Origin of the sequence: Aeromonas sp. 1805 (assembly GCF_013085525.1) — a bacterium.
Taxonomy (GTDB): Bacteria; Pseudomonadota; Gammaproteobacteria; order Enterobacterales; family Aeromonadaceae; genus Aeromonas; species Aeromonas hydrophila.
The window spans coordinates 3,351,422-3,364,029 of record NZ_CP038515.1 but is presented as its reverse complement, the minus strand read 5'-3'; the positions used below and the strand labels follow the sequence as shown (position 1 = coordinate 3,364,029).

General features: G+C 63.8%; 14 protein-coding genes. 6 read left to right on the top strand and 8 right to left on the bottom strand.

Annotation, left to right across the window (positions count from 1 at the left end; translation table 11 throughout):
• Positions 1-106: 106 nt before the first annotated feature.
• The gene (gene iadA, locus E5E96_RS15840) at positions 107-1,237 is read right to left on the bottom strand and encodes a beta-aspartyl-peptidase (protein WP_171282575.1); all 1,131 of its coding nucleotides are present in this window, start codon (positions 1,235-1,237) and stop codon (positions 107-109) included.
• Between the two features lie 175 nt (positions 1,238-1,412).
• On the opposite strand from iadA, the gene E5E96_RS15835 reads away from it, so the two are divergent.
• The gene (locus E5E96_RS15835; protein WP_171282574.1) at positions 1,413-2,033 is read left to right on the top strand and encodes an ACP phosphodiesterase; all 621 of its coding nucleotides are present in this window, start codon (positions 1,413-1,415) and stop codon (positions 2,031-2,033) included.
• Positions 2,034-2,069: 36 nt separating this feature from the next.
• Here E5E96_RS15835 and E5E96_RS15830 read toward each other — a convergent pair whose 3' ends face one another.
• From E5E96_RS15830 to arsC, 3 genes are all read right to left on the bottom strand, one after another.
• On the bottom strand, positions 2,070-3,140 hold the full coding sequence (locus E5E96_RS15830) for a linear amide C-N hydrolase (RefSeq protein WP_171282573.1): 1,071 nt from the start codon (positions 3,138-3,140) through the stop codon (positions 2,070-2,072).
• 294 nt (positions 3,141-3,434) lie between these two features.
• On the bottom strand, positions 3,435-3,830 hold the full coding sequence (locus E5E96_RS15825; RefSeq protein ID WP_016350325.1) for a DUF2069 domain-containing protein: 396 nt from the start codon (positions 3,828-3,830) through the stop codon (positions 3,435-3,437).
• On the bottom strand, positions 3,827-4,177 hold the full coding sequence (gene arsC, locus E5E96_RS15820) for an arsenate reductase (glutaredoxin) (protein WP_171282572.1): 351 nt from the start codon (positions 4,175-4,177) through the stop codon (positions 3,827-3,829). Before arsC ends, E5E96_RS15825 begins: the two co-directional genes overlap by 4 nt.
• 60 nt (positions 4,178-4,237) lie before the next feature.
• Between arsC and E5E96_RS15815 the strand changes: the two genes are divergently transcribed.
• Complete coding sequence (locus E5E96_RS15815) at positions 4,238-4,720, top strand: TlpA disulfide reductase family protein (protein ID WP_171282571.1); 483 nt, start codon at positions 4,238-4,240, stop codon at positions 4,718-4,720.
• Between the two features lie 119 nt (positions 4,721-4,839).
• On the opposite strand, the gene E5E96_RS15810 is transcribed toward E5E96_RS15815, so the two are convergent.
• Positions 4,840-6,294 carry a M48 family metalloprotease gene (locus tag E5E96_RS15810; RefSeq protein ID WP_348981351.1) on the bottom strand — a complete coding sequence of 485 codons (1,455 nt, stop codon included), beginning with the start codon at positions 6,292-6,294 and terminating at the stop codon, positions 4,840-4,842.
• Between the two features lie 128 nt (positions 6,295-6,422).
• On the opposite strand from E5E96_RS15810, the gene E5E96_RS15805 reads away from it, so the two are divergent.
• Genes E5E96_RS15805 through E5E96_RS15795 form a run of 3 tightly spaced genes read left to right on the top strand, consistent with a single transcriptional unit; the run spans position 6,423 to position 8,593 of the window.
• Positions 6,423-6,665, top strand: a complete 243-nt coding sequence (locus tag E5E96_RS15805) for a sulfurtransferase TusA family protein (protein ID WP_017409936.1) — start codon at positions 6,423-6,425, stop codon at positions 6,663-6,665.
• Positions 6,666-6,680: 15 nt separating this feature from the next.
• Positions 6,681-7,751, top strand: coding sequence for an AI-2E family transporter (locus E5E96_RS15800; protein WP_011705564.1), 1,071 nt, complete (start codon positions 6,681-6,683; stop codon positions 7,749-7,751).
• A gap of 35 nt (positions 7,752-7,786) precedes the next feature.
• Complete coding sequence (locus E5E96_RS15795) at positions 7,787-8,593, top strand: MipA/OmpV family protein (protein WP_171282570.1); 807 nt, start codon at positions 7,787-7,789, stop codon at positions 8,591-8,593.
• Between the two features lie 72 nt (positions 8,594-8,665).
• Here E5E96_RS15795 and E5E96_RS15790 read toward each other — a convergent pair whose 3' ends face one another.
• A complete protein-coding gene (locus E5E96_RS15790) occupies positions 8,666-9,466 on the bottom strand; it encodes an alpha/beta fold hydrolase (protein WP_171282569.1) in 801 nt (266 codons plus the stop codon).
• A 112-nt stretch (positions 9,467-9,578) separates the two neighbouring features.
• Between E5E96_RS15790 and ppk2 the strand changes: the two genes are divergently transcribed.
• A complete protein-coding gene (ppk2, locus tag E5E96_RS15785) occupies positions 9,579-10,394 on the top strand; it encodes a polyphosphate kinase 2 (RefSeq protein WP_045526273.1) in 816 nt (271 codons plus the stop codon).
• A gap of 115 nt (positions 10,395-10,509) precedes the next feature.
• Here ppk2 and E5E96_RS15780 read toward each other — a convergent pair whose 3' ends face one another.
• Together E5E96_RS15780 and malG are read right to left on the bottom strand one after the other, a co-directional pair.
• Complete coding sequence (locus E5E96_RS15780) at positions 10,510-11,646, bottom strand: ABC transporter ATP-binding protein (RefSeq protein WP_011705560.1); 1,137 nt, start codon at positions 11,644-11,646, stop codon at positions 10,510-10,512.
• A 69-nt stretch (positions 11,647-11,715) separates the two neighbouring features.
• Entirely contained in the window at positions 11,716-12,606 is an 891-nt protein-coding gene (gene malG, locus E5E96_RS15775; protein ID WP_005299600.1) for a maltose ABC transporter permease MalG, read from the bottom strand.
• Positions 12,607-12,608 lie beyond the last annotated feature (2 nt).

Sequence of the window (12,608 nt, the reverse complement as noted above, 5' to 3'; positions counted from 1 at the left end):
CCCTGAGCCACCCATCGCCAACAACGACAAGCCCGGCACTGCTGCCGGGCTTGTCGTTTAAAAGAGGGGAACCGGGTGTAACAGGCTCCCCGTCAACTCGCAGCCTTCAGGTGCGCCAGCAACCGCCGCTCATCACCCGCTCGATGGTAAGCGTATCGGGGTCGATCAGCAGCAGATCCGCATCCTGCCCCACCGCCAGCGTGCCCTTGGTCGCCAGCCCCAGTGCCCTGGCCGGATTGGCCGTCACTACTGCCAGCGCCACCTCCAGCGCGACCCCCTTGCCACAAGCCTCCACCAGCGCCTGCCACAGGCTGTCTATCTGGCCGCAGCGCAGCTCGATGAGACGCCCCTCGCCATCGAAGCGCGGCAAGCTGGCGTTGGCGTCCGAGCTGAAGCTGATGCGATCGGCGGGTACCCCGGCCGCCAGCAGCTCCACCAGGGCGTCGGCTGCCAGCCGCTCGCCATCGTCCAGCAAGTCCGGAAAGCTCGAGGTGGTGAGATCGACCCAGCCGCCGGCCCGCCCCCACTCGATGGCCTCGGCAAACAGCCAGGGGTTGCGATTGCAGTGGGTGGGATAGAGCTGACGCAGCGGGATGTCGGTGCCATCGCGCAAAGCCCGCAGCGGCGCCAGCGCCCCGCGCCCGTCCCCCAGATGAAAGAAGCTGACCCCGCTCTTGCCGGCGAGCAGCCCGGCCACCCGCGCCTCGCTCACCAGCCGTGCCAGCTCGTCGTGGGTTGGCGCACTGGATCTGTGATCGCTGATGGCCACCTCCCCCACCCCCAGCACCTCGGGAATGAGCATGATGTCGGACTCCACCGTGCCGGTGAGGGTCTTGACCGGCAGATGGTAGGAGCCGGTATACATGAAGGCGCTCACCCCGGCGGCGCGAAACTCGCGCACCTTGCCGAGCACCTGAGCCGGGCTGCGGGTCAGGCTGTCGGTACCGAGCGCCGCCACCAGGGTGGTGACCCCTGCGCTCAGCGCCTCTCTTGCCGCCAGCTCCGGCGTGCGAAAACCAAAGCCCCCCTCGCCGCCACCGCCGGTGATGTGGGCCAGCGGATCCACCAGCCCGGGCACCAGATAGCGGCCGCGGCCGTCCACCCGCGTCAGCGGCCAGTCGGCGGGGACTGACAAGCCCCGGCCGAGCCAGGCGATGCGGCCATCGGCCACCAACAGATCCTGGCGGCCCTGCGCAGTCGGGCCATAGAGTTCGGCGCCCTCGATCAGGGTCAACATGTGCATGCTCCTCGTGATGATGATGGGCGCCACAAAGCGCCAGCCATGCTGCACTCTACCCAGGCGGCGGTCATGGAGGGAAGCACTTCCTCACGGTCAAGCGCCCGTTCCCGTAGGCAAGGGCCGCCGGATCCGCTAGGCTCAGCGACAATCCCCCTGGCTGACGTCACACTTCATGAACTATCTCGCTCACCTGCATCTGGCAGCCCATACCCACAGCTCCCTCACCGGCAATCTGCTGGGGGATTTCGTCAAGGGTGCCCTGCCGAGCACGCTCGGCACCGAACTCGACGAGGGGATCTGGCTGCACCGCAAGATAGACGCCTTTACCGACAGTCACCCCGAACACAGGGCGGCAGTGGCCTGCTTCGAGGCCCCCTGGCGCCGCTTTGGCGGCATCCTGGTGGACATGCTCTACGACCACTGGCTCAGCCTGCACTGGCCGCAGTTTCATGACGAGGCCCTGCCCCGTTTCCTGCAGCAGAGTTACCGGCACCTGCTGGTGGATGCATACAGCCTCCCGGATGGGTTGCCGCTGCCCCTCAGACGGATGGCGGAGCAGGACTGGATCGCCTCCTATCAGCACAAAGAGGGGCTGGCGCAGGCCCTCAACGGCATCGGCCGCCGGCTGCGCCGCCCCCTGCCGCTCGGCGATGCGCTGCTCACCCTCAAGGAGGTGCAATGGCATGAATGCGAGGCGGGCTTTCTGCGCTTCTACCCCCAACTGATGAGCCATAGCGTGCAGCAGTTGGTCCACTATCGCGAGACCGGCGGCCACGCCGGCTTGCGGCCATAAAAAAGGCCCCGTGAGGGGCCTTCTCTGGGCTCTTCATCAGGCCCCTGGCGTGGCTGGCAGGAAGGTGAACGCCTTGGCGGGCACAAACTTGTCCGCCGTTTCCCCCGCATAGAGCTGACGCTCGGTCAGCGGGAGTTTCTTGACCGGGGCGCCCGCACTCAAGTCCAGCTGATCCATGCTCACCCAGAAGGTGTTGGGCAGATGGGTCAGCTCGAAGAAGTAGCGGCGATGCTGTTGATCCGACACGCTGCGCCACAGGGTGGTGGAGATGTTGGGTTGATCCGGGGTGCTGATCCCCATGGGCACCGAGACGTTGCGCATCACGCTCATCACACCGGCCACGGCCTCATTGGCCTGATCTGTCTTGGGCAAGGTCTTGATATAAAAAGAGGCCCGGGCGAAACGATCCGCCGACCGGTTGGTGCCCGGCAGCATGGTGAGCCCGCCTATCTCCTCCCAGTACTCGTTGAGTGCCAGCTGCTTGTCGAACACGGGGGAGTTGGTCATCACTTGATAGCTGGGGTCATGGTGGATCTGCAACTTGCCATCCACGTACTGGAAAATGGCAGAGTCACCGCTGGCATCCGAGATGGAGAGGTGCAGCTGGCCCGGCTTGCCATCGGGCGTCAGGGTGGTCACCACATAGAACTCGTCCTTCGACAGGGCGGCGACCGCCTCGCTGACGGTGGCAAAATTGTCCAGCACATACTGGGCCCAGAGGGAGATGGAGAGCGTCTTGCGCGGATCCTTGTCGCTCGGAGTCACATACTCGGACTCGGTCAGATAGAGCAGGTTGGCCACCAGCCCCTTTTCGTTCATGCCATCGGCGGTGCCCGCGTCAAACCCCGCAGCGACCAGGGAGCCATAGCGCGCGTTCCACGTCATGGAGTGCGGCCCGGCCGCCCCGCTCCGTTCGATGCCGCGCGGCAAGGCCCAGAGGTTGGTCGGCATGGCGGCGCGCCAGTCCATGGTGCGGCCGGTCACCACCAGACCGCCGTCGCCCTGATAAACGGCGCGGGTGCAGGCATCGGCCAGCGAGCTGACCGACAGGGCCATGGTCAAGGCCAACAGGGTTTTCTGGAACAGGGGGCGGGATTGGCGTTTCATAGGGTGCATCACTCAGGCTGGTGAAAACGACAGGCTAACGGCGGCCGCTGTATGGGAGCTTAATGAGGATAGTCAGCCGCCCACCCCCCTCCCACCTCGCGGCGGCCAAGATGTGATCAGGTCGACATAGTTGCTGCAAGATCAGCGAGATACAGCGGACATCTGCGCTGCCAGCAAGATTTTAACCCACCCGCTGTCACGTCAACCCCGGTCGTGTCATGCCAGGGCAGCGCATCCATAAAAAAACCGGACTCCAGGTCCGGTTTGCACAGGGCAGGCGCGCTGACGCGAGCCTCAGTGATCCTGCGCCGAAGGCTCACCCTTCTTCTTGCGAATGCTCAGGCCCAGCTCGCGGCCGCGCAGGCGGGCGTAATAGATGGTGCCGATAAAGGCGAGCACGGTGAACACCAGCTCCACCACCGCCAGCCACCGCTCCCCCTCATCCGTGGTGATCAGGGTCAGGGCGTGCAGGAAGTAAGGCATCAGCACGAAGTTGCCCCAGGCGTGGGTGTAGGGGTTGCCCTGCACGATCCCCTTGAGCGGGAACAGCAGCGGCACCGTCCAGATCACCGGCAGCAACCAGGGGTTGAGATCCGGGTGGGGCGAGAGCCACAGATGCCAGAGGATGACCCAGCCCAGCAGGCCGAAGAAGCCGACCAGGGTCAGCAGGCGGGCGAAGCGGGTGCTCACTTGAGGATCTCCAGCACCTGCTCGGGCGGACGACCGATGCGGGCCTGACCGTTCTTGATGACGATGGGCCGCTCGATGAGCTTGGGATACTGGCGCATGGCGCGAATGAGATCATCGCCGCTCACCTCGCCAAGCCCCAGCTCCTTGTAGAGATCTTCCTTGGTGCGCATCAGCTGACGCGGATCGCTGAACCCCAGCTGGCTCAGCAGGGTGCGGATCTCTACCTCGCTCGGGGCCTGCTCCAGATAGAGCACCACATCCGGTGCGATCCCGTGCTGTTCCAGCAAGGCCAGGGTTTCACGGCTCTTGGAGCAGCGCGGATTGTGGTAGATTTGGGTCTCGCTCATGATAACTCCCTGATTAATCGCAAGATGGGACAAGAAACGGCGCTATTGTAGGGGAAACTGATGGTCAGGGTAAGCGCGAGAGTGCAGGAATTGAAACGAATTTGTTGGCTGATTGTGGCCGGCCTGCTGACGGCCTGCAGCCCGCCCCCTCCGTTCACCGACAGCCAGAACCAGCCGGTGGTCCTGGCCGACTTTGCCGGCAAGCCGCTGTTGGTCAACTACTTCGCCCCCTGGTGTGCCCCCTGCCTGCGTGAGATACCGCTGCTGGAGGCGCTGACTCATGAGGGGCAGATCACCGTGGTGATGGTCAACTACGACCCGGCCACCCCGGCCGAGCTCGCCAAACTGGCCGGGCAGTACCACATCAAGGTGCCGCTGCTCATCGCCCGGCAGGAGGCGAGCCTCCCCTTCCCCCACCCCGCCGGGCTGCCCACCAGCTATCTGCTCGATGGTGAGGGCAAGCTCCAGCAGACCCTGGTGGGCGAGCTCAACCCATCGCGACTCGAAGCCCTCAGGGCACCCGTCAAGTCGATTGGCCACTGACGCCAACGCCGCTGGTAGCGGCGCCAGCCGGCTGGCGTTCCCGCCATTCTCTTCGCCATCATAAAACAACAAGGGCGCACCGAGGTGCGCCCTTGTTGTGGGTGAGAGCCACTGGCCCGTCAGCCCTTGAGGCTGTCGAGATCCTTCTTGGCCCGCTCCAGCTCGGTGATGCGCGCCTCCAGCCTGGCCAGGGTCAACTTGTCGTTGGTGGTGCCGCGCGCCACGATCAGCTCGTCGATGGCCGCCTGGTAGTCACCGCGCAGGGAGAGCATCTCGGCCCGTGCCATGTGCAGATCGGTCATCCTGCCCGCCTTGCGATAGGCATCGGAGAGCAGGCTCCAGGCCAGGTTGTTCTCTTCGTGCTCGCGAGCATAGGGGTCGAGGATGGCGATGGACTTCTTGTAGTTGCCCCCTTCCAGATAGGCGTTGCCGAGGTTCACCACCACCACCTCGTTGTCCGGCATCCGGGTGCGGAACTTCTCGAGCCGGGCGATGGCCTGGGCGCTGCGCCCCTTGGCCAGGTCGATGTCGGTGAGGGCATCCACCACGAACAGATCTTCCGGGTGGCGAGTCGCCAGCTCCTGCATCAGGGCGTCGGCCTCGTCGGTGCGCTTGAGCTGCAGCAGCGCCAGCGCCTTGCCGTAGGTGGCCGCATCCTTGAGCGGGTAGTCCCCCTTCTGCAGGCGGTTGTCAAAATAGGTGAGCAGGGCCTGCGGGCTCTCGGTGCCAAAACGCACCTGGATGCGCACCTTGGCCAGCCAGAAGTCGAGGCTCGGCGGCAGATCCCGACGGCCATAGCTGCCCGCCCGGGCGCGCGCCTCGCTGATCCGGGTCTCCGGCAGCGGGTGAGTCAGCAGCATCTCAGGCGGCTTGCTGGCGTAGCGGTACTCGGCCGCCAGCTTCTGGAAGAAGTTGGCCATGCCCATGGGATCGAAGCCGGCGTCGTAGAGGGTCTTCATGCCGATCCGGTCCGCTTCGTATTCGTTGTCGCGGGTGTAGTTGATGGCCGACTGCATGGAGAGACCGAGCGTGGTCTGCAGCGCGGCGATGCCCGCGGTGGGGTTGATCACCGCCAGCGCGATGGATCCCACCAGCCCGGCCAGGGTCATGGCGGAGCTGCTCGCCTGCGCTTCCATGTAGCGGGCGATGTGGCGCTGGGTCACGTGGGTGATTTCGTGCGCCAGTACCGAGGCGAGTTCGCTCTCGCTGTCGGCATAGAGAAACAGGCCGGTGTGCACCTTGACCCGCCCGCCGAGGAAGGCGGCCGCGTTGATGCTGGGGTCGTTGATGAGGAAGAAGGTGAACGGGAAACGCACACCATCGGCGTTGGAGAGCAGCCGCTGGCCCAGATCGTCGATGTACTGGCTCAAGACGGGATCATCGATGATCGGCAAGCCGGCCCGGGCAAAACGCATGAAGGCGTTGCCGTAGCGCACCTCCTGCTCGATGGGCAGGGCGGCCACCCCGGCGGTGCCGATGTCGGGAAGCTGGTTGTTGGCCTGAGCATGGAAAGTGGCACCCATCAGGGAAGCCAGCAGGGGGAGCGATGCCATCAGGGGGGAAAAGCGTGCCACGTTATCTCTATCTCCAATCAGACCCTACCGGGACACCGGCAGAATACCCTTGCCCATCAAGGGCTACAAGCGTTGTTTCGCGCTCTCATCACGGCCATAATAGCCGCCTCACGCGCGATGGAGCCTCCATGGAATACCTCGACCTGACCCCCTGGCGCTGCCCCGAGCCGCTGATCCGGCTCAAGCTCTGGCTGCGTCAGGCCAACGCCGGTCAATCCCTGTCCATCCGGCTGGCCGATGCCGGCTCCCGGCAGGACATTCCCGCCTATCTGCAACGCCAGGGTCATGCCTTCACGTTGCAGGAGGCGCCAGACAATACCCTCTCTTTGCAGTTGGTGGTCGGGGCAAAGCACCACGGCAAGCCCCAGTAACCTAAGGATGTCGCCATGTTAGAAGTCATCAAGCGCTGGTATCAGACCCGTTTCTCCGATCCCGATGCCGTCACCCTGTTTCTGCTGCTGGTGGCCTGTTTCGCCGTGCTCTGGTTGTTCGGTGATCTCTTGGCGCCGCTGCTGGTGGCGCTGGTGATGGCCTACCTGCTGGAGTGGCCGGTGAGCCGGCTGCAGCGGGCCGGGCTCTCGCGTACCCTGGCCACCAGTCTCATCCTGCTGTTGTTCATCGCCCTCACCGCCATGGCGTTCCTCGGGCTCATCCCGACCCTGGCGAGCCAGGGGCTGAACCTCGCCAAGGAGTCCCCGGCCATGCTCTCCCATGCCCAGGACTATGTGCGCACCCTGCCGGAGCAGTATCCCGAGCTCATCAACGTCACCCTGGTGGAGACCATCATCGACAACATCCGCCAGCGCATCCTGACCGGGGGCGAGCAGCTGGTGAGCGCCTCCCTCAGCTCCCTCATCAACGTGGTGGCCATCCTCATCTACGCCATCCTGGTGCCGCTGATGGTGTTCTTCATGCTCAAGGACAAGCAGATCCTGATGGGCGGACTGCGCCGCTTCCTGCCACGCAACCGCACCCTGGTCAACCGGGTCTGGGTGGAGATGAACGAGCAGATCCTCAACTACATCCGCGGCAAGGTCATCGAAATCCTGATCGTCGGGGTGATCAGCTATGTGGCCTTCGCCATGCTGGGGCTGCGCTACTCGGTGCTGCTGGCGGTGGCGGTCGGCTTCTCGGTGCTGATCCCCTACATAGGCGCCGCCGCAGTGACGGTACCGGTGGCCATGGTGGCCCTGTTCCAGTGGGGACTGACCCCGGAGTTCACCTGGCTGATGGTGGTCTACACCGTTATTCAGGTGCTCACCGGCAACGTGCTGGAGCCCATCCTCTTCTCCGAGGCGCTCAACCTCCATCCGGTGGCCATCATCATCGCCGTGCTGGTGTTCGGCGGCCTGTGGGGATTCTGGGGGGTCTTCTTCGCCATTCCCCTCGCCACCCTGGTCAAGGCGGTGCTCAACGCCTGGCCAAAACGTGAAGATCTGCCGAGCGCCGCGAAATAACCAACTTCCCATGCAATCGTGACAACGGAGTGTCCATGACCTTTTTGCGTCAAATCAGAGCAGCAGGGCTGACGGCCCTGCTCCTCGCGGCCGCCATGCCCGCCCGTGCCGATATCGACCTTGGCGCCATGGATCTGCTCACCAGCGACAGTCCCACCAGCCCGGTGCCACAAGGCTTTGTCGCCGGTGCGGCGCTCATCGGGGGACAAGCTCGCTATGAGGCGCAGGATAATGCCACCTACGCCATCCCGGGCTTTATCTACTTCGGCAAGCAGTTCATGTTTCTCGGCGATCGGGCGCGTTACTACTTCCACAAGGACGAACATGTCGCCCTGTATGGCTATGGCCGGGTGCGTTTTGGCAATCTGGATCCCGAGGAGTCGCCCGCCTTCATCGGCATGGAACAGCGCAAATGGCAGCTGGAAGGCGGGATCGGTGGCAACATCATCACTCCCTACGCCCTGCTGACCGTGCGGGCCAACAGCGACATCACCGGCCGCAGCAAGGGTCAGGAGCTACTGCTGTGGGCCGACTTCCCCATCCAGCGCGACAACCTGCTGATCATGCCGGGGATGGGGCTGATGCTGCGCAGCGACAAGATGGCCAACTACTACTTCGGCGGCATCTCCGAAAGCGAGGCCACCGCCCAGCGCCCGGCCTGGGATACGGGCTCAACCCTCTCCCCCATGGCGGCGCTCATCACCAGCTATCGCTTCAGCCCCAACTGGATTGGCATGTTTGCCATGAACTACGAATTGTATGATCGGGATATTAAAAGCAGCCCCATCGTCCAGCATGATAGCGAACTCTATGCAGGATTTGCCCTCGGCTATATCTGGTAACTGTGATTCGCCGTGAAATACGAACAAACAAAAGGGAGCCCTCGGCTCCCTTTTTCATCTGCGGCGCACGCCTTAGAGCGCAGCCAGAAACGCGCCGAGCTGCTCATTGACGAAGGCGGGGTTCTCCAGCGAGGCGATGTGGCCAGCCGCCGGGACCTCTTTGAACGGGCAACCCAGCACCTCGGCCATCAGATAGCCTTCCAGCACCGGCCGCGCCTTGTCCTGACTGCCGGTCATCACCAGCGCAGGCACGCTGATCGCTTCCAGCCACTCGATGCGATCCTCGCGGGTCACGAAGCTGCGGCCCACCGCCACCATGGCGGCCACCTTGTCGGCCGGCCAGGCGGCGAGGCGCGCCTTGAAACCGCTCATCAGGTCGGCATCCGGCTGGTCGGCAAAGAACAGCGGCGCCACCTGCTCGACGATGGGGGCCGGGATGGTGCCAAGCTGCTCGATCATCGCCAGCATGCCGAGGTAGCGCTCGCAGGTGATCTGCGGCTCAAGACCGACAAAGCTGTCCATCAGCACCAGGCCCTTGAGGCGCGCGGGAGCCATGCGTGCCAGCTCGACGCCCCACATGCCGCCGATGGAGAGCCCCACCAGCACGAACTCATCGATGCCGAGCGCATCGAGCAGCGCCAGATGATCGCGTGCCAGGGTCGCCAGGGTGCAGGCCCCTTCGGGCAGCGCGTCGGAATCGCCGTGGCCCCACAGCTCGGGCACGATGCAGCGATACTGCCCCTTGAGGGCCTCGACTTGCGGCGCCCACATGGCGCTGTCCCACAGGTAGCTGTGACCAAACAACAGTACCGGGCCCTGCCCCTCGTCCAGATAGGCCATTTGGCGGCCCGCGATCTCCATAAATTGCTTCATGTTTTCTCCTGTTTCTGGTGCCGACTATTGACGGGGCGGCAGTGTAGCACGACCCTCTTGGCAGTGACGCCTGCCTGGTGCAATCTGGAAAAGTGTCAATAAGGAGAAGAACATGCCGAAGGACAAGAGCAAGAAACGCCCGCGCCTGGACAAGAAAACCTACGAACACCACCTCGCCCATCTGCAGGAGGAGCTGGTCAAGCTGCAGGAGTGGGTCAAGCAGGAGGGGCTCAAAGTGGTGGTGCTGTTCGAGGGCCGCGACGCCGCCGGCAAGGGGGGCGTCATCAAGGCGATCACCGAGCCCCTCAACCCCCGGGTCTGCCGGGTCACGGCGCTGCCCGCCCCCTCGGATCGCGAGCGCTCCCAGTGGTACTTTCAGCGCTATGTGGCCCACCTGCCCGCCGCCGGCGAGATGGTGCTGTTCGACCGCTCCTGGTACAACCGGGCCGGGGTCGAGCGAGTGATGGGCTTTTGCAGCGACAACGAGTATCGCGAGTTTCTGCGGGCCTGCCCCGAGTTCGAGCGGATGCTGATCCGCTCTGGCATCACGGTGATCAAATACTGGTTCTCGGTCAGCGACGAGGAGCAGGAAAAACGGTTCAAGGAGCGGATCAACACCCCCATCAAGCGCTGGAAGTTCAGCCCTATGGACCTGCAGTCCCGCTCGCGCTGGGTGGAGTACTCCCGCGCCAAGGACGACATGTTCACCTACACCGACACCGAGGATTGCCCCTGGTTCGTGGTGGAGGCGGACGACAAGCGCCGCGCCCGCCTCAACTGCATCTCCCACCTGCTGGGCAAGGTCCCCTATGAGGCGATCCACTACGAGCCCATCACCCTGCCCCCCATCAACACCGAGGGGTATGAGCGCCCGCCGCTGGCCAACCAGCACTTCGTGCCCGACATTACCGCCGCACTCGAGGGCTGAGCCTTGCCACCTCGCCTGCCGTTCTCGCCAAACGGCAGGCAATAAAAAGCCGGTCTTGCGACCGGCAAAAAGGCATTGAATCTAAAGAAAGGAAAACCTCGGCAGCCGCCCCTGGTCAGGTGCGGATGTATTTGGCCGTGCGCGGGAAGGCTTGCTCCTTGGCATCGAACAGGTAGCAGGCTTCGGCCGGAATGCCGACGCTGTACTGCTGACCGGTGGCCACGTCCACGTCGGAGCTGGCCTTGACGGTGAAGTCGTGGCCTGCAACGTCCATGTAGACGAAGGATTCGGCCCCCAGGTGTTCAGCCACCTGTACCACCCCGCTCACCTTGCTGTCGGCATGGGGGTGATCCAGCGGCACCAGGTGCTCGGGACGAATGCCCAGCTCCACCTTGTCGCCGACCGCGCCGCTGCGGGCATCAACCCGGGCACGCACGGTATCGCCGGTGGTCAGCTTGACCACGCACTCCTGCTCGCCAATCTCCACCAGCTCGCCAGCCAGGAAGTTCATCTTGGGAGAGCCGATGAAGCCGGCCACGAACTTGTTGTCCGGGTTGTGGTAGAGCTCGAGCGGGGTGCCGAACTGCTCCAGGTTGGTGGTCGCCTCGCCCTTGAGCGGGCTCAGCACCACGATGCGGTTGGCCAGGGTCATGGCCTCCACCTGGTCGTGGGTCACGTAGATGATGGTGGAGTTGAGCTCCTTGTGCAGCTTGGCAATCTCGATGCGCATCTTGACCCGCAGGGCGGCATCCAGGTTGGATAGGGGTTCGTCAAACAGGAACACCTGCGGCTGCTGGACGATGGAGCGACCGATGGCGACCCGCTGGCGCTGACCGCCGGAGAGTGCCTTGGGCTTGCGGTCCAGCAGCGGCTCGAGACCCAGGATCTCGGCGGCGCGCATCACCCGCTTGTGGATGTTCTCCTTGTCCATCTTCTTGAGCTTGAGGCCGAAGGCCATGTTCTCGTAGATGTTCATGTGCGGATAGAGGGCGTAGGACTGGAACACCATGCCCACGTTGCGCTCTACCGGCGGCACGTCGTTCATGTAACGACCGCCGATGGTCAGCTCGCCGCTGGTGATGTCTTCCAGACCTGCGATCATCCGCAGCAGGGTGGACTTGCCGCAACCGGACGGACCGACGAAGACGATGAACTCCCCTTCCTTGATGGCCAGGTTGATATTGCGCAGGGTGTCCTTGTGAACAGCCGGGTCGTAATTTTTGCGAACGTTGTTGAGTACTACTTCAGCCATGTCGAGCTCCGCTCTTGAATCTTTGCAAATCGTGATGGCGGGGGGAGTCGGCTCCCCCGGCCATGAACCTTAACCTTTCACGCCGCCGGCAGTGAGACCACCTACCAACCAGCGCTGTGCGAGCAGGAACACCACTGTGATGGGGAAGCCCGACAGCACGGCGGCTGCGGCAAAGTCGCCCCACAGGTAGTTCTGCGGATAGAGGTACTGCTGAGCCCCGACCGCCAGGGTCAGATTGTTCACATCCTGCAGCAGGATGGAGGCCATGGGCACCTCGGTGATGGAACCGATGAAGGCCAGGATGAACACCACCGCCAGGATGGGTACCGACAGCGGCAGCAGGATCAGGCGGAATGCCTGCCACGGGGTGGCACCGTCGATGGCCGCCGCCTCCTCCAGGGAGGAGTCGATGGTCTCGAAGTAGCCCTTGATGGTCCAGACGTGCAGGGCGATGCCGCCCATGTAGGCCAGGATCAGGCCGCCGTGGGTGTTGAGACCCAGCCAGGGGATGTAGTCACCAATCTTGTTGAAGAGCGCATAGATGGCCACCAGTGCCAGCACCGCCGGGAACATCTGGAAAATCAGCATGCCCTGCAGGATGGTGGACTTGCCACGGAAACGCAGGCGGGCAAAGGCGTAGGCACAGGTGGTGGAGAGCACCACGATCATCAGGGCGGTGATGCCCGCGATCTTGATGGAGTTCCACAACCAGGTCAGCACCGGGAACGGCGGCGGCGTGATGCTGCCGTCGGCGTTGGTGATGGACATGCCCAGCGCCAGCTTCCAGTGATCCAGGGTCGGGTTGGAGGGGATGATCTCCCCTACCGCGAAGTTGCCGTTTCTAAACGAGATGGCGATGACCATGATCAGCGGGAAGATGATCAGTGCCAGGAAGCCCCACATCACCAGGTGGGTTGCCCACACCCGGTATTTGACTGATTTGGGTTGTACGATTGCCATGT

Bases quoted from the DNA above. Each gene is read 5' to 3' on its own strand.
- ppk2 (WP_045526273.1), top strand. From the start codon at position 9,579: ATGCCGAAGGACAAGAGCAAGAAACGCCCGCGCCTGGACAAGAAAACC.
- malG (WP_005299600.1), bottom strand. From the start codon at position 12,606: ATGGCAATCGTACAACCCAAATCAGTCAAATACCGGGTGTGGGCAACC.
- arsC (WP_171282572.1), bottom strand. From the start codon at position 4,177: ATGAGCGAGACCCAAATCTACCACAATCCGCGCTGCTCCAAGAGCCGT.
- E5E96_RS15805 (WP_017409936.1), top strand. From the start codon at position 6,423: ATGGAATACCTCGACCTGACCCCCTGGCGCTGCCCCGAGCCGCTGATC.
- iadA (WP_171282575.1), bottom strand. From the start codon at position 1,237: ATGTTGACCCTGATCGAGGGCGCCGAACTCTATGGCCCGACTGCGCAG.
- E5E96_RS15780 (WP_011705560.1), bottom strand. From the start codon at position 11,646: ATGGCTGAAGTAGTACTCAACAACGTTCGCAAAAATTACGACCCGGCT.
- E5E96_RS15835 (WP_171282574.1), top strand. From the start codon at position 1,413: ATGAACTATCTCGCTCACCTGCATCTGGCAGCCCATACCCACAGCTCC.
- E5E96_RS15800 (WP_011705564.1), top strand. From the start codon at position 6,681: ATGTTAGAAGTCATCAAGCGCTGGTATCAGACCCGTTTCTCCGATCCC.
- E5E96_RS15790 (WP_171282569.1), bottom strand. From the start codon at position 9,466: ATGAAGCAATTTATGGAGATCGCGGGCCGCCAAATGGCCTATCTGGAC.
- E5E96_RS15815 (WP_171282571.1), top strand. From the start codon at position 4,238: ATGGTCAGGGTAAGCGCGAGAGTGCAGGAATTGAAACGAATTTGTTGG.
- E5E96_RS15830 (WP_171282573.1), bottom strand. From the start codon at position 3,140: ATGAAACGCCAATCCCGCCCCCTGTTCCAGAAAACCCTGTTGGCCTTG.
- E5E96_RS15795 (WP_171282570.1), top strand. From the start codon at position 7,787: ATGACCTTTTTGCGTCAAATCAGAGCAGCAGGGCTGACGGCCCTGCTC.